The following is an 18748-nucleotide window of genomic DNA, read 5'->3' as shown; positions in this document are numbered from 1 at the left end:
GCTCGGCGCGCCCGACGCCAGCGGTCGCCGGTCGCCGGAAGTCGAGCCGGACAGCGATTTCACCATCCCCGCCGATCTGGTGATCAAGGCGCTGGGCTTTGATGCCGAAGATCTACCCGATCTGTTCGGCTGCCCCGATCTTGGCGTCACCCGCTGGGGCACGCTGCGCGTTGACCACAAGTCGATGATGACCAACCTGGAAGGCGTCTTTGCCGCCGGCGACATTGTTCGAGGCGCCAGCCTGGTGGTCTGGGGCATCAGGGATGGCCGTGATGTGACCGAGCATATGCACCGGTTTCTGAAAGCGAAGAAAGATACGGAAAGGGTGGCGGCGTGACTATTCTCACCGCCCTGTTGCTGGCGACCATGGTTCCCGAGCCCACGGCCGTCGATCCCATCCCCGCCACGGCGGAGTCGCAAGTCGCCTCGCCGGCGCTGCAGCTGTCGCGGATCGTGCACAGCGAGACCAATGTCATCGGCGATGCGGATGATGATCGGCGAGCGGTCGAGATGATGCAGGAACTGTTCGACAGCGACCCCGACATGGCGGACATGGAGCGGGACTATCCCGGCATCGTCCAGCAGTTTGCCGAGGCGATGCTGCCGATCATCAACGAGTCCAGCCGGGAGCGGCTGCCGGATTTGCAGGCGCGGCACGCGGCGCTTTATGCCGAGACATTCACCGATGCCGAGCTGGCGGTTCTGATCGCCTTCTATTCCTCGGCAACCGGCAGGAAACTGATTTCACACGCGCTCGATTCCATGAATTTCGAAGCCACAATGGCAGAAATGAAGCAATCGGGAGATTTTCAATATAGCGCCGAATCGACGGTCAAGGACAGTCATGCCGCTGCTGCCAAGGCTATCGGGGCCATGAACGCGGAAGATCAGGCAGTATTGGCGGAATTGGGACGCAGCGGGCTATTGCCCAAGCTGCAGGCCATGGCCTTGCAGACCCATCAGATCACGATTGACTGGAATGATGAATATGCCTCCGGCGAAGAGGTCGCACTGGACGAAGTGCTGGAGGCCATCCTCGATAAACGCATGGAAAGCAGCGATGAACAAGATTAAAATGGATCGATTGGTGATGCTCGTCGCCGCCAGCACGCTGATCGCGACCCCGGCGCTTGCTGCTCAGGAGCCTACGGCATGAATATTTTTCGAACCTTGTCGAGCATTGCCCTGTTGTCGCTGCCTGTGGTGCCGACACAAATGGCTCTGTCCCAGCCGGCAACACCGGAAGCTTCCGCTCAATCGGACCATTTCAAGGCTGCCTATCAGATGGCCAGCCTGTCGGTGGGCGGCGTTGCGCTGAGCCCCGCCGTCCAGAAAGTCATGCACCATCAGCTTTTGCAAGGCTTTGCGCAGGATGGCAGTTTTCAGGAGCTGGAGAATCAATATCCCGGACTCACGCTAGCCATTGTCGATGCGGTTTTGCCGATTGCTGTCCGGCAATCGGAGCAAAACACGCCGGCCCTGATCGAGCGCCTAGCGGCTCTCTATGCTGCAGAAATGACCGCCAATGAGATCGCCGTGGCGACGGAATGGTTCGCCAGCCCTGCGTTTTCTCGCCTCAACACGTCCATGGAATCGAACATGGATCTGTCAAAAATCATCGAGAAGGCCATCAACGAAACAGAATCGCAGATCAGCAGCGACGAGCTCGACAGCATCCGACAGAATAGCGCCGCCATGGCCGCTTCGGCAATGGAGCTGGAGGATCAGGCGGTTCTGATGCAATTTTCCAGAACGCCTGCCTTTGCCAAGTTCGAATCGCTGAAACCGCGGTCAACGGCGATAGAGACCGCATGGACCAATGAGCAAGTGGCGGATCAAGACGCCGAGATCGAAAATATCACGATCAAGACCATAGAAGAATTTACCGGACTGGATCTGAGCGAATGACCCACCATTTTCCCACCCCCGAGCATGAACGCATGGCCCGCGAAGGCATGTACCGGCCGGAATTTGAAACGGATGCCTGCGGTGTCGGCCTGGTCGCCGCCACCGATGGCAAGGCGTCACGCCGGGTCGTGGCCTCCGCCATCGACGCGCTGAAGGCGGTCTGGCACCGGGGGGCGGTCGACGCCGATGGCATGACCGGCGACGGCGCCGGCATTCATGTCGACCTGCCCGAGCGTTTCTTTGACGATGCGATTGCCGACAGCGGCCACCGGGTCCGTCCCAACCGGCTGGCGGTGGGCATGATCTTTCTGCCGCGCACCGATCTCAATGCGCAGGAATCCTGCCGGACCATCGTCGAAGCGGAAATCATCGAAGCCGGCTATACGATCTACGGCTGGCGGCAGGTGCCGGTGGACGTGTCGGTGATCGGCCAGAAGGCACAGAATACGCGGCCCGAGATCGAGCAGATCATGATTGCCGGGCCAATGCCGGACAAGCAGGACGCGCGCGAATTCGAGAAGAATCTCTATCTGATCCGCCGCCGGATCGAGAAAAAGGTGATCGCGGCGCAGATCCAGGATTTCTATATCTGCAGCCTGTCCTGCCGCTCGATCATCTACAAGGGGCTTTTCCTGGCCGAATCGCTGTCGGTCTTCTATCCCGACCTGACCGACGATCGCTTTGAAAGCCGGGTGGCGATTTTCCACCAGCGCTATTCGACCAACACCTTCCCGCAATGGTGGCTGGCGCAGCCGTTCCGCTGCCTTGCCCATAATGGCGAAATCAACACCATCCGCGGCAACAAGAACTGGATGAAGAGCCACGAGATCAAGATGGCCAGCCTGGCCTTTGGCGACCATAGCGAGGATATCAAGCCGGTGATCCCGGCGGGTTCGTCCGACACGGCAGCGCTGGACGCGGTGTTCGAGACGATCTGCCGCTCCGGCCGCGACGCGCCGACCGCCAAGATCATGCTGGTGCCGCAGGCCTGGCAGAATGATCCCGATATCGATCCGGCGCATCAGGCAATGTATGAATATATGGCCAGCGTCATGGAACCCTGGGACGGGCCGGCGGCGCTGGCGATGACCGATGGCCATTGGGCGGTTGCCGGGGTTGATCGCAACGCGCTGCGCCCGCTACGCTATTCGCGCACCGCCGACAATCTGCTGATCATCGGCAGTGAATCCGGCATGGTTGTCGTCCCCGAAAGCCAGATTATCGAGAAGGGCCGTCTCGGTCCCGGACAGATGATCGCGGTCGATCTGGATGCCGGCCTGCTGTTCAAGGACCGCGAGCTCAAGGACCGGATCGCCGCCGAGGAACCTTATGCCGAGCTGGTCAAGGGATTTCTGACCGTCGACGACCTGCCGCCCGCGCCGGAACGATCCGGCATGGGCTTTTCCAAGGAGCAATTGATCCGCCGGCAGACCGCCGCCGGCCATACGCTGGAGGATATGGAAATGATCCTCGCGCCGATGGTCGAGGATGCCAAGGAAGCGGTCGGGTCGATGGGGGATGATACGCCGCTGGCGGTGATCAGCACCAAGCCGCGCCAGATCAGCCATTTCTTCCGGCAGAATTTTTCCCAGGTCACCAACCCGCCGATCGACAGTCTGCGCGAACGCCATGTAATGAGCCTGCGCACGCGCTTTTCCAATCTGGCCAATATCCTGGAACAGGACAGCCAGAATGAAGATGTCATGGTGCTGGAAAGTCCGGTGCTCAGTTGCGCGATGTGGGAACGGCTGAAACGCGGTTTTGGCGATGCCGTGGCCGAGATTGACTGCACCATGCGGACCAGCGGCGGCGCCATCGAATTGCGCGATGCGCTGGCCCGGATCCGGGCCGAGGCGGAACAGGCGGTGCGCGCCGGCAAGACCGAGATTTTCCTCACCGATGTCGCTATTGACGAACAGCGGATGGCGATATCGATGGTGATCGCGACCGCGGCGGTGCACACCCATCTGGTCCGCAAGGGCCTGCGCTCCTACGCCTCGGTCAATGTCCGGGCGGCAGAATGTCTCGACACCCATTGCTATGCGGTGCTGATCGGAGTCGGCGCGACCACGGTCAACGCCTATATGGCGGAAGCGGCGATAGCCGACCGCCAGGCGCGCGGTCTCTTCGATGATCTCTCGCTCGAGGACTGTCTCGAGCGGCACAAGAAGGCGGTCGATGACGGCCTGCTGAAGATCATGGCGAAAATGGGCATTGCCGTGATTTCCAGTTATCGCGGCGGCTATAATTTCGAAGCGGTCGGCCTGTCGCGCGCGCTGTGCAACGACCTGTTCCCCGGCATGCCGACGAAAATATCCGGCGAAGGCTATGCCTCATTGTTCATCAATGCGCTGGAAAAACATGCGGCGGCCTTTGAACCGGCGGTGGTGCGCCTGCCGGTCGGCGGTTTCTACAAGCAGCGCGACGGCGGCGAGGCCCATGCCTATAGCGCCCATCTGATGCACCTGCTGCAGACCGCGGTCGCGCATGACAGCTATTCCTCCTATCTGCAATTCTCGCAGGGCGTGCGCGAGCTGGAGCCGATCTACCTGCGTGACCTGATGGAGTTCAACTATGCGCCGGTACCGGTGCCGATCGACGAGGTCGAGGCGATCACCGAAGTCCGCAAGCGGTTCAACACGCCCGGCATGAGCCTCGGCGCGCTCAGCCCCGAGGCGCACGAGACGCTGGCGATCGCGATGAACCGGATCGGCGCGAAATCCGTGTCCGGCGAAGGCGGCGAGGAGAAGCGCCGCTACACGCCGTTTGAAAATGGCGACAATGCCTCGAGCCCGATCAAGCAGGTCGCCTCCGGCCGCTTTGGCGTGACATCGGAATATCTCGGCGCCTGCGAAGAGATTGAAATCAAGGTGGCGCAGGGCGCCAAGCCGGGCGAGGGCGGCCAGCTTCCCGGCTTCAAGGTCACCGAATTTATCGCCAAGCTGCGCCATTCGACGCCCGGCGTGACTTTGATCTCGCCGCCGCCGCATCACGACATCTATTCGATCGAGGATCTGGCCCAGCTGATCTATGACCTGAAGCAGATCAATCCGCGCGCGCAGGTCTGCGTCAAGCTGGTGTCGTCGGCCGGGATCGGCACGATCGCCGCCGGCGTGGCCAAGGCCCATGCCGATGTCATCCTGATCTCCGGCAATACCGGCGGCACCGGCGCCTCGCCGCAAACCTCGATCAAATTTGCCGGCACACCGTGGGAAATGGGACTGAGCGAAGCCAACCAGGTGCTGACCCTCAACGGCCTGCGCCACCGGGTCAAGCTGCGCACTGATGGCGGGCTGAAGACCGGGCGCGATATTGTCATCGCCGCGATTCTCGGGGCCGAGGAATTTGGCATCGGCACGCTCAGCCTGGTGGCGATGGGCTGCATCATGGTGCGCCAGTGCCACAGCAACACCTGCCCGGTCGGGGTCTGCGTGCAGGACGAGCGGCTGCGCGAAAAGTTTACCGGGACGCCGGAAAAGGTGATCAACCTGATGACCTATATGGCCGAGGAGGTGCGCGAGATACTGGCGCGGCTGGGCTATCGGTCGCTGAGCGAGATTATCGGGCGGACCGAGCTGCTGCGCCAGGTCAGCCGCGGGGCCGAGCATCTCGATGATCTCGATCTCAACCCGATCCTCGCCAAGGTCGATGCCAAGGACAGCGAGCGCAGCTTCCATCTCGACACGCCGCGCAACGAGGTGCCGGACAGTCTCGACGCGGAGATGATCGACGATGCCCGGCCGGTGTTCGAGCGGCGCGAGAAGATGCAGCTGACCTACACGGTGCGCAACACCCACCGCGCCGTCGGCACGCGCTTCTCGGCCGAGATCACCGCGAAATACGGGATGAGCGTGCTCAACGAGGATCATGTCCATATCCGCCTGCGCGGGTCGGCGGGGCAATCGCTCGGAGCCTTTCTCTGTCAGGGGATCACGCTGGAAATATTCGGCGATGCCAATGACTATGTCGGCAAGGGCCTGTGCGGCGGCAAGATCGTGGTCCGGCCGATGGTCAGCTCGCCGCTGGTCAGCCAGGACAATACGATCATCGGCAATACCGTGCTCTATGGCGCGACCGCGGGGCAGCTTTATGCAGCAGGCCAGGCCGGCGAGCGGTTCGCGGTGCGCAACAGCGGCGCCGATGTCGTGGTCGAGGGCTGCGGCGCCAATGGCTGCGAATATATGACCGGCGGCCAGGCGGTGATCCTCGGGCCGGTGGGCCATAATTTCGGGGCCGGGATGACCGGCGGCATGGCCTTCGTGCTCGACACGGCAGACGATTTCGAGCGGATGGCCAATGGCGAGAGCATCGTCTGGCAGCGGCTCGACAGCGCTTACTGGGAGGAGCGGCTGCTCGGGCTGGTCCAGCGGCATCAGCAGACCACCGACAGCAAATGGTCGGAGTCGATCCTGCGCGACTGGGACCGCTGGCGCGGCCGTTTCTGGCAGGTCTGCCCGAAGGAGATGGTCAGCCGGATCGCGCATCCGCTATCGGATAGAGATGCGATCGAGGCGGCGGAGTGACCGCTCCCGCCGACCAGCCGGCACAATATCTGCCACCCGCTCGATCAAGCCCCTTCCCCCCGGGTCCAATCGGGATTAAGCGTTGCTTATGTGGCAGTTGTACCAGTTTCCCCTATGTCCGTTTTCCCGCAAAGTCCGCTTGCTGCTGGGCGAGAAGTCGGTTGGCTATGAGGTTATCCGCGAATCGCCCTGGGATCAGCGCGACGAATTTCTGTCGATCAACCCGACCGGCCGCACGCCGGTGATGACCCATGCCGAGCGGGATATCTGTCTGGTCGATAGCGTGGCGATTTGCGAATATATCGAGGAAACCGTCGAAAAGACGCCGATGATCAATGGCACGGCGGTGAACCGGGCCGAGATCCGGCGGCTGGTCGCCTGGTTTGACGAACAATTTTACGGCGATGTCACCGCGCCGATGCTGCACGAGCGGATGCACAAAAGGCTGGTCCGGCGCGAACCGCCCGATGCCAAGGTGCTGCGCGAGGCGATGCGCCGGGCGAATGTCCATCTCGACTATATCGACTATCTGATCGACCATCGCAGCTGGCTGGCCGGAGCGACGATGAGCCTTGCCGATCTTGCCGCAGCGGCGCAGATTTCGGTAGCGGATTATCTCGGTGCGATCGACTGGGCCGGCCATGAACAGACCAAGGCCTGGTATGCGATGTTCAAGTCGCGCCCGTCGTTCCGGCCCCTGCTATCCGAACGGATGGAAGTGATCGCGCCGCCGGCGCATTACGAGAAGGTCGACTTCTAGCCCCTGCCGCTGGCCGTCAGGCGCGGACCACCGTCATCAGATAGTTGAGCGCCAGGTTGTCGGAGATCGAAAAGCCGCTCGCCGGACTATAGGTGATGCCGCTGGTATCAATCACCCGCAGCCCCGCCTCGTCCAGCATTTTTTCCAGCTCATCGGGTGTGATGAATTGCTCGTGATGATGGGTACCGCGCGGGATTCGTCCGGTCAGTTCGGCCAGTTCGACCAGCATCAGATTTGACAAGGCGGTGCGATTGGGGGTGGAGATGATCATCAGGCCGTCATCGGCCAGGGCGCGGGCCAGTCCGGCGACGAAGGTCTGCGGGTCATCGACATGTTCGATCACTTCCAGCGAGGTCACCAGGTCAAAGCCGCGGTCGGCAAAATCCTCGATCGCCTCGCTGCGATAGTCGATGGCGAGCGCCTGCGGTGCGGCATGGGCCTGCGCCGCCGCGATATTTTCCGGTGCGGCATCGAGGCCGGTGACGCGCGCGCCGAGCCGGGCCAGCGGTTCACACAGCAGGCCCGCGCCGCAGCCGACGTCCAGCGCCTTTTTCCCGGCTAGCGGTTTTAACAGGCTGCTGTCGCAGTGAAAATGTAGGTCGACCGCGTCCCTGATATAGCCCAGACGCACCGGATTCAGCCGGTGCAGCATGGCCGAAGACCCGCGGGGATCCCACCAATCCGCAGCCAATGCACCGAAATGCGCGGCTTCTTCGGGCTTGATCGTGCTGCTACTTGCCTTTGTCATGCCCCCTCTTTATCAGGCTTTTCAATCCTGTTCAGGCCCTTTTTATCGAAAGTTTTACCGACAGCAGCATGGCACGTATCGTGATGAAATTTGGCGGCACCTCGATGGCCGGAATCGACCGCATCCGGCGGGTGGCGCAGATCGTCAAGCAGCAGGCGGATGCCGGCCATGAAGTGGCGGTGGTTGTATCCGCCATGGCCGGCGATACCGACCGGCTGGTCAACTTCTGCCGCGAGGCCAGTTCGCTCTATGATCCGGCGGAATATGACGTGGTCGTGGCCTCCGGTGAACAGGTGACGTCCGGCCTGCTGGCCATCGCCCTGCAATCCCTGGGCGCCAAGGCGCGCAGCTGGCTTGGCTGGCAGATGCCGATCCGCACGGTCGAAGCGCACAGCAAGGCGCGGATCGATTCTATCGACGGAGCGGAACTGACGGCAGCCATGCAAAGCGGCGAGATCGCGATCATCCCCGGCTTTCAGGGAATCAGCGAAGCGGGCCGGATCACGACGCTGGGACGCGGCGGATCCGATACCAGCGCGGTCGCCATTGCCGCAGCGGTCAAGGCCGATCGCTGCGATATCTATACCGATGTCGACGGCGTCTATACCAGCGACCCGCGCATTGTCACCCGCGCGCGCAAGCTGAAGACCGTGACGTTCGAGGAAATGCTGGAACTGGCCAGCGTCGGCGCCAAGGTTTTGCAGACCCGGTCCGTTGGCCTGGCAATGAAGGAAGGCGTCCGCATCCAGGTATTGTCTTCCTTTACCGAAGAGGGCGCGCCGGTCGCCGACGACCTGCCCGGAACAATGATCATCAGCGAAGATGAAATGGAGACAGACGATATGGAAAGCCAGCTGATTACCGGCATCGCCCATGACAAGAATGAATCCAAGATCACCCTCACCCGCGTGCCCGACCGGCCGGGTGCGGTCGCCAATATTTTTGCGCCGCTCGCCGAGGCGGCGATCAATGTCGACATGATCATCCAGAATGTCGGTCGCGAGAAAGGCGAGACCGACGTGACCTTCACCGTGCCCAGCGCCGATCTCGACCGGGCGATCCAGGTTCTGGACGGGGCCAAGGCGAATATCGGCTATAACCGGCTGATCCCCGACAGCAACGTCGCGAAAATATCGGTCGTCGGTGTCGGCATGAAGAGCCATGCCGGTATCGCGGCGACCATGTTCAAGGCGCTGGCGGAGCGTGGGGTGAATATCCAGGCGATCACCACCTCGGAGATCAAGGTCAGCGTGCTGATCGAGGAAGATTATACCGAACTGGCGCTGCGCGTGCTGCACACCGCCTACGGGCTGGATGCGGAAGACGCGGCCTGATTCACCCCCTCCCTGTCCGGAGAGGGATCAAGTGAGCGGAAGTCCTGATGAACTTTCCCCTCTCCCAACCATCTCCCCTGAAGGGGAGAGGTCTTTTGAAAGAGATTAAATGACCCAATCCAAACTCCAGCATCTCATGCAACGCGGTACCGATTTTCTCGGCTGCGAAACCGCGATCATGTGCGGCGCGATGTCCTGGGTGTCGGAGCGCTATCTGGTCAGCGCGATTTCCAACGCGGGCGGCTTTGGCGTGATCGCCTGCGGCGCGATGACGCCGGAATTGCTCGACACCGAAATTGCCGAAACGATGAAACGCACCGACAAGCCGTTCGGGGTCAATCTGATCACCATGCATCCGGATCTGATGGCGCTGATCGCGATCTGCGGCAAACACAAGGTGACCCATGTTGTGCTCGCCGGCGGCCTGCCGCCCAAGGGCAGTCTGGAAGCGATCAAGGCAACCGGCGCCAAGGTGATCTGCTTTGCCCCGGCCATGGCGCTGGCCAAGAAATTCGTCCGTTCGGGCGTCGATGCCATCGTCATCGAAGGCATGGAGGCCGGCGGCCATATCGGGCCGGTGTCGACGTCGGTGCTGGCGCAGGAAATATTGCCGGAGATTGCCGGGCAGCTACCGGTGTTTGTCGCCGGCGGCATCGGCACCGGCGGCATGATCGCGGCCTATCTGGAAATGGGCGCCAGCGGCGTCCAGCTGGGCACGCGCTTTGTCTGCGCGCATGAATCCATCGCCCATCCCGATTTCAAGAAGGCATTCATCCGCGGCAATGCGCGCGACGCGATCACCAGCGTCCAGGTCGATCCGCGGCTGCCGGTGATCCCGGTCCGCGCGCTGAAGAACAAGGGCACGGAAGAATTTACCCGCAAACAGATCGAGGTTGCCAAATTGCTCGACTCCGGTGCCATTGAAATGGGGGAAGCGCAGCTGCAGATCGAGCATTTCTGGGCCGGCGCGCTGCGCAAGGCGGTGATCGATGGTGACATCGAACATGGCAGCGTCATGGCCGGTCAGTCGGTCGGCATGGTCAAGGCCGAGGAATCGGTGGCCGAAATCATCAAATCCCTGATCGATGAGGCCGAGGTAGCTCTGGCGCGCTAACAGCGGCGGAATCAGGCGGTCGGATGATGGGTGAAGCCGATGCGCAGGGAGACCTGGTAATGAGCGACCTTGCCATCGACAATATGCCCGCGGGTATCGGTGACTTCGAACCAGCCGAGATCCTTGACCGTCTCTGCGGTCCGGGCGACTGCCTTTTCGATGGCGTCTTCTATCGACTTTGACGAGCTGCCCACGACTTCGGTGATCTTGTACACATTATCGTCCATGGAAATTTCCTTTTGCTGCTTTTCGAATCGTTCAGGCGACCAGTATAGCACGACAACAGGCGAAGCCGTCTTGCATCCGTCATACAGTTGGTTCACAACTCCAGGAATGAACGAACAACCACCCCAGATGGTTCCCGTGGAGCCTGATTCAGACGAGCCGCTGCGTCCTTATAATCAGGGGCTGACGCCGCTGCACCCGCCGCAAAAGAATCTGATCCGGATCAACATCATCATCAGGGCGCTGATTCTGCTGGCACTGGGACTGGCGGCAGAGATCGTGCTCCAGATTCAGCTGGGGACGACGCCGGGCTTCATCCTGATCCCCGTTGCCCTGTTCGCTCTGATGATGGTGGTGGTCCTGCCCGGCCGCATCTACCGCCGCTGGGGCTATGACATGGGCGACGAGCAATTGCGGGTGCTGCGCGGTTTTCTCTGGCGCACCGATACGATCGTCCCGTTCAACCGGATCCAGCATATCGATGTGGCGCAGGGCCCGCTGCAGCGCCTGTTCGGATTGTCGACCCTGATCGTGCACACGGCCGGCACGCATAACAGCATCGTCACCCTGCCCGGCCTGGCCACCGGTGATGCCGAGACCATGCGCGAGACGATCAAGGATCATATCCGCCAAGACATGATATGAACGACGCGTTCGCCAGCCCGGCGCCGGACCAGAGCGCCCCGTTTCAGCGCCTGCACCCGCTCAGCATCATCCTGCGATCCATGAGCACGCTGGGCCGGAATCTCTTTGCCATCATCGTTCTCCATTTCAGCCTGCTCGACCAGAATTTCGTCTATAGCGGGCTTGCCGCGGCGGCGCTGATCACGCTGGTCGTCGGGGTGACCGCGCTGATCTGGTCGCGCTTCACCTATCAGGTGACGCCCAAGGAAATCCGGATCAAGAGCGGACTGCTCAACCGCAACAACCGATCGATCCCGTTCGACCGGATTCAGGACGTCAGCCTCGAGCAGAAGCTGATCAGCCGGTTGCTTGGCCTTGCCACGGTCACGCTGGAAACCGGTTCCGGCGGCGGTGAAGACGGCCAGCTCGATGCACTGGCGCGGACAGATGCCGAGATACTGCGCGACACCATCCGTGACTATAAGGCCGGGTTGCGTGAGGATGTGATGCCGGCCGAGGGCGCATTGGCCAGCGCCGAAGCGCCGCCGATATTCGCGATGGACAATCGCCGCCTGCTGATCGCCGGATTGTTCAATTTTTCCTTCGTGCTGCTGGCGATACTGGGGGCCATCGCCCAGAATCTCGATTTTCTGCTGCCCGATGATTTTTTCGATCCGCGCCATTGGCTGACCGTTTTGCCGGGCCGGGAAGCCATCGACGGTTTCAGTTTCTGGGCGCGGATTGGTGGCGGGCTGGCCGCGCTCCTGGCGCTGATCACCGTCGGGCTGGTCAGCGGCATCGTCCGGACCTTTGTTCGCGAATATGGTTTCCGCCTCGACAAGGTCGACAGCGGACAGCCGGGATTCCGGCGGCGGCGCGGGCTGTTCACCCTGACCGACATGGTGATGCCGATCCACCGGGTGCAGGCGGCAATCCTGCAGACCGGACCGGTGCGCGCGCGTTTCGGCTGGTATCATCTGAAGTTCACATCGCTGGCCGAAGATGCCGGCGGCGACAGCGACCATAGCGCTGCGCCCCACGCAACGCTGGCCGAGATTGACCCGATATTGGCAGAATGCAAGATCGACCCGGCGACGCCGGATCTGGACTTTCAGCCGGTCAACGCGGCCTTCTGGTGGCGGCGGGCGATCTTTGCCGCGCTGATCTTCGCCGCTGTTGCCTTGGGTAACGGGACCTTCCTGCATCAAGGCTTTTACGCCGTGATATTGCTGGCGCTGCCGGTTGCCGCAATCCTGTTCCTCGACTGGCGGCACCATCGCTATGCGCTGACCGACCGGCAATTGTTTGTCCGCTCCGGCTGGTGGCGGCGGCGACTGACGATCCTGCCGCGGCGCAAGATCCAGACGGTGGACGTCAGCCAGTCGCCGCTCGATCATCCGCTGGGGCTGGCCACGGTCACCATCGGTATCGCTGGCGGGTCAGCGGTGCGGCCGCTGGCGATCAGGGATATTGATCTGGCCCGGGCGATGGATTTGCGGACAGAGCTGATTGGCCAGCAAGTTCACCCTTGACTATGCCCGCCAGATATCCTCGATAGTTGCCAATGATATTTCCGGAGAGTCTGAAATGAAAAAGTCACGTCTAGCCCCATTCCTGCCGCTGATATTGCTGGCCAGCACCTCGGCCATCGCGCAATCGGCGATGCAGCCGAAATCAGAAGCGCTGCATTCGGTGATTGATGACTATTGGTCCTATCAGCTGGAACAATATCCCGAATTTGCCTCCTCGCTGGGGGTCGACGATCCGATCGGCCGGGTCAGCGATGCCAGTCTGGAAGCCGAAGACCAGAGGGTGGCCAAGGCCAGGGCCTGGCTGGCGCGGCTGGACGCGATCGATACCGCGACGCTGAGCGAGGATGACAAGACCAATCATGGCATCCTGCGCCGGTCGCTGGCCGAGCAGATAGAGGCAAACAGCTTTGGCCAGCGGGCGATCAATTTTACCAATCGCGGCGGCTGGCACCAGGGCTTTGCCACGATGCAGAACAATCTGCCGTTCCGCAACGCACAGGACTACCGGACCTATATCAACCGGATGAAGCAATATGCGCAGGTCAATGACCAGTCGATCGCGGTCGCCAACCAGGCGCTGGCCGGCGGCTTTGTCCAGCCCTGCGCCTCGATGGTCGGTTATGAAACCAGTATTTCCGGCTTGCTGACCGATGATGCGAAGGACTCGCGCTTCTACCAGCCGTTCGCCCGCAAGCGGCCCGAGAATATCGACGACGCGACATTCGCCCGCCTGGCGGATGAAGCGGCGGACACGATCAGCACCGTGATCAACCCGGCGGTGCAGAAGCATCTCGACTGGTATATGGCCGATTATGCGCCGAACTGTGCCAAGCAGCCCGGCGTGTCGGCACAGCCCGGGGGAGCGGGATATTATGATTTCCGCATCCGCCAGATGACCACCACCGACCAGAGTGCCGACGAGATTCACCAGATCGGGCTGAGCGAAGTGGCCCGGATCCGCGCCGAGATGGTGGCCGTTGCCAAGGAGGCCGGCTATGACACGCGCGAGGCGTTTATCGAGCATCTGCGGACCGATCCGCAATATTATGCCAAGACACCCGAGGAGCTGATGGAGCAGGTCGCCCGGGTGACCAAGATGATCGACGGCAAGATGCCATCGATCATCGGCAAGCTGGCGCGCCTGCCTTATGGTCTCAAGGAAATTCCGGCGGAGACGGCGGAGGGCACGACCACCGCTTATTATAATCCCGGTTCCCCGGATGTCGGCATTGCCGGCTTCTACTACGTCAATACCTCGAAGCTCGACCAGCGGCCGTTCTGGGAAATCCCGGCGCTGAGCGTGCACGAGGCGGTGCCCGGCCACCATCAGCAGATCGCGCTGCAGCAGGAACTGGACATGCCGGACTTCCGCAAGCATGGCGCGTTTTTTACCGCCTTTGTGGAAGGCTGGGGGCTCTATGCGGAGCGGCTTGGTATCGAGATGGAACTTTATGACACGCCGGCCAAGAATATGGGGCGGCTGTCCTATGAAATGTGGCGCGCGACGCGGCTGGTGGTCGACACCGGCATCCACAGCAAGGGCTGGAGCAAGCAGCGCGCGATTGATTTCATGACCGATAACACGGCGCTCAGCACCGCCAATATCGAGGCGGAGGTGAACCGCTATATCAGCTGGCCAGGTCAGGCGCTGGCCTACAAGATGGGCGAGCTGAAGATCCGCGCGCTACGCACCAAGGCGACCAGCGAACTGGGTGACCGGTTTGACCTGCGCGAGTTTCACGATGTCGTGCTCGGCCAAGGCGCGGTGCCGCTGGATATGCTCGAGGCGCAGGTGAACCGGTGGATTGAAGCGAAAAAGGCGGGCTAGAAAATCGGGCTGATCACTGATCGTCGGGTCCGGGTGTCTCATCCGCTCCCGGCGGAACGGCCAGATCATTGGTGGCTTTCAGGGCATCGGCGTCCTTGGCATCGAGCCGTTCCCGGGCGGCTTCGGCGGCGGCTTCCCGGACTTCGCGCTGGGCTTCGATTTCCAGCAGCCGTTCTTCCACCGCATCGGCTTCGGAATCAATGCGGGATAGGCGGGCCTGCCGTTCCTCTTCGATCAGCTGTCCCCAGTTGACCGTGTCATCAATACCTTTTTCGGCATAGGCCTGGCGCAGCAATTGCTGGGTGCAGCCGGTGAATCCGCCCGGTCCGGTCGGCGAACAGCTGTTGGTTCCGCCGGCACCGACATATTCGTAGGAGCGGACCCGCTCCGACCAGGCCTGATTCCCGGCCTCGCCCAGTTCACCACCGCGCAGGGTTTCGGGTATGCGGTACCGCTCGCCCTCATCCTTGCGCGCGCAGACGACAATTTCTTCGGCGCTGCTCTGCGGACAGGCGTCGTCACCGTAAATGACCAGCTGGTTGACCCGGTCACCCGGCTGATCCTGGGCCTGAGCCGGGAAGGCCAACAAGCCAGCGCCTGACAGCGCGGCGGCGGAGAGCAGAAATTTGTTCATCATATCATTCCTTTGTCCGCACCGATCTGAACCGGTGCTGAAGCGGGCCACGCTCCCTAGATTCGTTTCGACAGTCCGATTGCCACCCGGCAGCCCAGCCGGATAGCCGCGCTGAGAACCGGATAGCCGGGCGCGTCTTCCGCTCCCGATGCAATGGCGGTAGCCTTATGCTCCAATTCCTCTTCGCGAAACTCCGCAATCATACGGGTCAGCTCGGGATCATCTTCGGTTTCGAGCGCTTCGAGCTGTTCCCGATAATGCTCGTCGATTTCGGTTTCGACCGCTGCGGTACAGGCCATCGCGGCCCGGGGGCCAAGCGCCGCCGTGGTCGCGCCAAGCGCATAGCCGGCCATTTTCCAGAAGGGTTGCAGCACCGTGGGCCGAACCCCGCGATCCACGATCATCTGGTCAAAGGCGTCGAGATGGCGTTGCTCCTGCTCGGCCATATGGTGAATGGCGCTGCTGTGCGGCGCATTGTCGCCCATCACCGCCAGCTGGCCCTTGTAGATTTGCGCCGCGCCATATTCGCCAGCCTGGTTGACCCGGATCATCGAGGCGATATCGGCTCGTGTCTGTCCCAATTTTGTCTCAGCCATGCTCAAGCGCTCCTTCGGCCTTTTGCCGCCAAGAGCAAGATGAGGATGGCACCGCCTGCTGACAAGAGAAAATTATAGCCCGCCAGCGATATCCCGAACAGGGACCAGGGCGCGACATCGCAGCGGACCAGCGGCGCGTTCATGATCGAATCGAGCAGGTCACCGCCCGCGGGGATATTGGTCGCACAGGAGGTCAATCCTTCCCACCAGCCATATTCGACCCCGGCGTGAAAGCCGCCGATCAGTCCGCTGGCCAGAATCGACAGGGCCGCGGCAACCACCAGCGGTATCGACCGGGGGCTCGACCGCATAAAAAGGGCAAGCAGGGCAAAGACGATCGCGGCGAGATGCGGCCATCTTTGCCACATGCACATTTCGCAGGGATAGAGGCCAAAACCATATTCGCCGATCAGCGCACCGCCGAGCAAGGCGGCGGGCAGCAGCAAGGCCAGCCAGCCAGCGGTGCGAATCGATATCATCCGACGACCCTAGTTTTTCGCCACCGCCGTTTTCCTGGCGGATTTGTTCGCCGCCTTGTTCATCGCCAGCTTCAGTCCATCGGGGCCGAGGCGGCCAATGGTTTGCAGCGCATAATGCAACTGGAAGTCTTCCACGCCCAGTTCTTTCAATTCTTCGGCGGTCTGGGTGAAGCGCGGATCATCCTTGGTATCTTCTTCCAGCAGCTCATCTTTCAGTTTGATCTCGTTGATCAGATGACGGCGCAAATCGGATTCCCGGAACCTTGGCCGGACCTTGTAATCCGGATCGGACAATTGCGGCACATTGATGTCGGGTTCAATCCCGCCTTCCTGCACCGACTTGCCCGATGGCGTGTAATAGCGCGCGGTGGTCAGCCGCAGCGCGCTGTCGTTGGACAGCGGCAGCAGCGTCTGCACCGAACCCTTGCCGAAGCTGCGTTCGCCCATGATCAGGGCGCGGTGATGATCCTGCAGGGCACCAGCGACGATTTCCGACGCCGAGGCCGAACCCGCGTCGATCAGGACGATGATCGGCAAGCCTTCGGCGGCATCGCCGGTCTTGGCGAAATAGCGCTCGATATCGGACTTCTCGCGGCCGCGCTGCGAAACGATTTCACCGCGCGACAGGAAGACATCGGACACCGACACCGCTTCGTCGAGCAGGCCGCCCGGATTGGACCGCATATCCAGCACATAGCCCAACGGTTTCCTGCCCAGCGACTTTTCAATGCCGACGATCGCGGCCGCAACATCGGCACCGGTCTCGGTCGAGAAGCTGTTGATGCTGATCACGCCGATCTGGTCCTTGACCTCCCAGGTGACCGGCTTGAGATCGATGATCGCCCGTTTCATCGACAGATCGAATGGCTTGTCGCGACCGGGACGAACGATGGTGATGGTGATCGGCTCACCGGGCTTGCCGCGCATCTCCGCGACCGCTTCATCGAGCGTCCCGCCATAGATCAGCTGGCCATCAATATGGGTGATATAGTCGCCCGCCTTCACCCCTGCCAGGTCAGCCGGTGTATCCTTGAACGGCGCGATGACCTTCACGGCCCCGTCCTCCAGCGTTACCGAAAGACCCAGGCCGCCGTAATTGCCATCGGTCTGGGTCCGCAAATTTTCAAAATCCCGGACATCCAGAAAACTGCTGTGTGGATCCAGGCTCGACAGCATGCCCTGAATCGCGCCCTTGATCAGGTCGGCATCATCGACCTGGTCGACATAATCATTCCGCACCCGGTCAAAGACGCTCATGAACTGCTCCATCTCGCGATAGGTATTGGCATCCACAGCGGAAATGGCCGAAGTCGTGGCGGGCAGAAGCGCGACGGTCAGAACCAGAGCGGCGGCTTGCAATACGGGCTTTTTCATCAATCATATCCTGTCGGTCTGTAACACGGCCAAATATAGGCTGGAATCGTCTCTAAAGCAAAGCAGCTTAACCAATAATGACGGAAACCTTCGACGAACAGCGATTTTCAAGTCATTTTATCCCGGCCCTGGTCAGCCAATCAAGGCCGCGATATCGATCGGGCGGCCGCGGCGGCGGAGTTCGACGGTGACGGTCGGGGCATTGGTCCCCGACTGTCCGACCGGTTCACCCTGCACCAGCTGGTCACCGACCGCGACGCTGCTCGTTGCCATATTGGTGATCAGACTGGTCCAGCCGGATTCATGTTCGATGATCAGGATATTGCCATAGCCCCGGTAGCGGCCGGCATAAGCCACGCGCCCCGCCGCCGGCGCGACAATCTGGGCGCCGGGATCCACCGCGATGGTAAGGCCCCGCGAGCGATAACCGCTGCCGGAAATCTCGCCCAAGCCGGTGACGATTTCGCCGATCACCGGCAAGCGATAGGCAGCGGCAACATCGCCAATCTGTCGCGACCGGCGCGGCGCTGTTTCCTGCCCCTGGCCGGGCCGCAAAACCGGGCCATCCAGTCGCGCGAGCGATTCGCGGACCGCTCCGCTCTCTTGAATCTGGTCCATCAGATCCATGATGTCGCGCGCTTCCTCGCCAAGCGCCAGCGCCTGCTCCTGTTCGATGCCGGCATCGCTGGAAAACTGAGCGGCTTCAATCCGTTCGCTGGCTTCGAGACCGGCCAGTTGCCGCCGCCGTTCGGCCAGTCGGCGCTGACTTTCATCGAGCGACGCAATCGCCCGCGCGGCCTGCAGCCGGAGCTGTTCCCCCTGCCTGACCTCATCGCGCAGGCTGGCGGTCCGCCGTTCGATTTCCGGCATCACGGCGGAGAGAATCGAGCGCATATAGATGAGTTCGTCGAGTGAGCGCGGTTCGACCAGCGCCAGGGCCGTGGGCTTGCGGGTCATCATCTGCAGCGCCGCCGTCAGCCGGATCATCGGGCCCTGCCGTTCGGCGAGGCGCGCGCGTTGCTGCTGCTGCAACCGGGCGACAATCGCGATCCGGGTCCGTGCGGCCCTG

At 61.7% G+C, this 18748-nt stretch carries 17 protein-coding genes; 10 read left to right on the top strand and 7 right to left on the bottom strand.

The features are described from left to right. From ACEW8J_RS01375 to ACEW8J_RS01355, 5 genes are all read left to right on the top strand, one after another. On the top strand, nt 1-337 hold a 337-nt coding region (locus tag ACEW8J_RS01375; protein ID WP_373489837.1), incomplete at its 5' end, for an FAD-dependent oxidoreductase. Next, entirely contained in the window at nt 334-1074 is a 741-nt protein-coding gene (locus ACEW8J_RS01370) for a DUF2059 domain-containing protein (RefSeq protein WP_373489836.1), read from the top strand. The genes ACEW8J_RS01375 and ACEW8J_RS01370, both read left to right, overlap by 4 nt. Before the next feature lie 78 nt (nt 1075-1152). After that, the gene (locus ACEW8J_RS01365) at nt 1153-1908 is read left to right on the top strand and encodes a hypothetical protein (protein WP_373489835.1); all 756 of its coding nucleotides are present in this window, start codon (nt 1153-1155) and stop codon (nt 1906-1908) included. Beyond that, the gene (gene gltB / locus ACEW8J_RS01360; RefSeq protein ID WP_373489834.1) at nt 1905-6431 is read left to right on the top strand and encodes a glutamate synthase large subunit; all 4527 of its coding nucleotides are present in this window, start codon (nt 1905-1907) and stop codon (nt 6429-6431) included. The genes ACEW8J_RS01365 and gltB overlap by 4 nt, the downstream gene beginning before the upstream one ends. Before the next feature lie 88 nt (nt 6432-6519). After that, nucleotides 6520-7191: a glutathione S-transferase family protein gene (locus tag ACEW8J_RS01355; RefSeq protein WP_373489833.1), complete on the top strand. Its 672-nt coding sequence runs from the start codon at nt 6520-6522 to the stop codon at nt 7189-7191. A gap of 16 nt (nt 7192-7207) precedes the next feature. Here the strand turns inward: ACEW8J_RS01355 and ubiG are convergent, their stop codons facing one another. Continuing rightward, complete coding sequence (gene ubiG / locus ACEW8J_RS01350) at nt 7208-7939, bottom strand: bifunctional 2-polyprenyl-6-hydroxyphenol methylase/3-demethylubiquinol 3-O-methyltransferase UbiG (protein WP_373489832.1); 732 nt, start codon at nt 7937-7939, stop codon at nt 7208-7210. Between the two features lie 68 nt (nt 7940-8007). Here ubiG and ACEW8J_RS01345 point away from each other — a divergent pair, with 68 nt between their 5' ends. Then, entirely contained in the window at nt 8008-9273 is a 1266-nt protein-coding gene (locus ACEW8J_RS01345) for an aspartate kinase (RefSeq protein ID WP_373489831.1), read from the top strand. 109 nt (nt 9274-9382) lie between these two features. After that, on the top strand, nt 9383-10387 hold the full coding sequence (locus tag ACEW8J_RS01340; RefSeq protein WP_373489830.1) for an NAD(P)H-dependent flavin oxidoreductase: 1005 nt from the start codon (nt 9383-9385) through the stop codon (nt 10385-10387). 11 nt (nt 10388-10398) lie between these two features. Here the strand turns inward: ACEW8J_RS01340 and ACEW8J_RS01335 are convergent, their stop codons facing one another. After that, the gene (locus ACEW8J_RS01335) at nt 10399-10614 is read right to left on the bottom strand and encodes a dodecin (protein WP_373489829.1); all 216 of its coding nucleotides are present in this window, start codon (nt 10612-10614) and stop codon (nt 10399-10401) included. Between the two features lie 136 nt (nt 10615-10750). On the opposite strand from ACEW8J_RS01335, the gene ACEW8J_RS01330 reads away from it, so the two are divergent. From ACEW8J_RS01330 to ACEW8J_RS01320, 3 genes are read left to right on the top strand one after another with little or no spacing between them, the layout of a single operon-like run. Next, nucleotides 10751-11257, top strand: coding sequence for a PH domain-containing protein (locus ACEW8J_RS01330; protein WP_373489828.1), 507 nt, complete (start codon nt 10751-10753; stop codon nt 11255-11257). Then, on the top strand, nt 11254-12768 hold the full coding sequence (locus tag ACEW8J_RS01325) for a PH domain-containing protein (RefSeq protein WP_373489827.1): 1515 nt from the start codon (nt 11254-11256) through the stop codon (nt 12766-12768). Before ACEW8J_RS01330 ends, ACEW8J_RS01325 begins: the two co-directional genes overlap by 4 nt. Before the next feature lie 55 nt (nt 12769-12823). After that, nucleotides 12824-14596, top strand: a complete 1773-nt coding sequence (locus ACEW8J_RS01320) for a DUF885 family protein (protein ID WP_373489826.1) — start codon at nt 12824-12826, stop codon at nt 14594-14596. A gap of 13 nt (nt 14597-14609) precedes the next feature. Here ACEW8J_RS01320 and ACEW8J_RS01315 read toward each other — a convergent pair whose 3' ends face one another. From ACEW8J_RS01315 to ACEW8J_RS01295, 5 genes are all read right to left on the bottom strand, one after another. Beyond that, the gene (locus ACEW8J_RS01315; RefSeq protein WP_373489825.1) at nt 14610-15233 is read right to left on the bottom strand and encodes a hypothetical protein; all 624 of its coding nucleotides are present in this window, start codon (nt 15231-15233) and stop codon (nt 14610-14612) included. 53 nt (nt 15234-15286) lie between these two features. After that, nucleotides 15287-15826: a demethoxyubiquinone hydroxylase family protein gene (locus tag ACEW8J_RS01310; protein WP_373489824.1), complete on the bottom strand. Its 540-nt coding sequence runs from the start codon at nt 15824-15826 to the stop codon at nt 15287-15289. A 2-nt stretch (nt 15827-15828) separates the two neighbouring features. Continuing rightward, nucleotides 15829-16305: a disulfide bond formation protein B gene (locus ACEW8J_RS01305; RefSeq protein ID WP_373489823.1), complete on the bottom strand. Its 477-nt coding sequence runs from the start codon at nt 16303-16305 to the stop codon at nt 15829-15831. A gap of 9 nt (nt 16306-16314) precedes the next feature. Next, nucleotides 16315-17679, bottom strand: a complete 1365-nt coding sequence (locus ACEW8J_RS01300) for a S41 family peptidase (RefSeq protein ID WP_373489822.1) — start codon at nt 17677-17679, stop codon at nt 16315-16317. Between the two features lie 132 nt (nt 17680-17811). Then, nucleotides 17812-18748 (bottom strand): murein hydrolase activator EnvC (locus ACEW8J_RS01295; RefSeq protein ID WP_373489821.1); only part of this gene is annotated, 937 nt, incomplete at its 5' end.

It is taken from the genome of Parasphingorhabdus sp. (assembly GCF_041748495.1).
In the GTDB taxonomy this organism is placed as follows: domain Bacteria; phylum Pseudomonadota; class Alphaproteobacteria; order Sphingomonadales; family Sphingomonadaceae; genus Parasphingorhabdus.
Note: the sequence above shows the minus strand (reverse complement) of the source record. Positions and strands in the feature narration are given on the sequence as shown.

Bases quoted from the DNA above. Each gene is read 5' to 3' on its own strand.
- ACEW8J_RS01300 (WP_373489822.1), bottom strand. From the start codon at position 17,679: ATGAAAAAGCCCGTATTGCAAGCCGCCGCTCTGGTTCTGACCGTCGCG.
- ACEW8J_RS01325 (WP_373489827.1), top strand. From the start codon at position 11,254: ATGAACGACGCGTTCGCCAGCCCGGCGCCGGACCAGAGCGCCCCGTTT.
- ACEW8J_RS01355 (WP_373489833.1), top strand. From the start codon at position 6,520: ATGTGGCAGTTGTACCAGTTTCCCCTATGTCCGTTTTCCCGCAAAGTC.
- ACEW8J_RS01315 (WP_373489825.1), bottom strand. From the start codon at position 15,233: ATGATGAACAAATTTCTGCTCTCCGCCGCCGCGCTGTCAGGCGCTGGC.
- ubiG (WP_373489832.1), bottom strand. From the start codon at position 7,939: ATGACAAAGGCAAGTAGCAGCACGATCAAGCCCGAAGAAGCCGCGCAT.
- ACEW8J_RS01320 (WP_373489826.1), top strand. From the start codon at position 12,824: ATGAAAAAGTCACGTCTAGCCCCATTCCTGCCGCTGATATTGCTGGCC.
- ACEW8J_RS01340 (WP_373489830.1), top strand. From the start codon at position 9,383: ATGACCCAATCCAAACTCCAGCATCTCATGCAACGCGGTACCGATTTT.
- ACEW8J_RS01345 (WP_373489831.1), top strand. From the start codon at position 8,008: ATGGCACGTATCGTGATGAAATTTGGCGGCACCTCGATGGCCGGAATC.
- ACEW8J_RS01310 (WP_373489824.1), bottom strand. From the start codon at position 15,826: ATGGCTGAGACAAAATTGGGACAGACACGAGCCGATATCGCCTCGATG.
- ACEW8J_RS01365 (WP_373489835.1), top strand. From the start codon at position 1,153: ATGAATATTTTTCGAACCTTGTCGAGCATTGCCCTGTTGTCGCTGCCT.
- ACEW8J_RS01335 (WP_373489829.1), bottom strand. From the start codon at position 10,614: ATGGACGATAATGTGTACAAGATCACCGAAGTCGTGGGCAGCTCGTCA.
- gltB (WP_373489834.1), top strand. From the start codon at position 1,905: ATGACCCACCATTTTCCCACCCCCGAGCATGAACGCATGGCCCGCGAA.
- ACEW8J_RS01305 (WP_373489823.1), bottom strand. From the start codon at position 16,305: ATGATATCGATTCGCACCGCTGGCTGGCTGGCCTTGCTGCTGCCCGCC.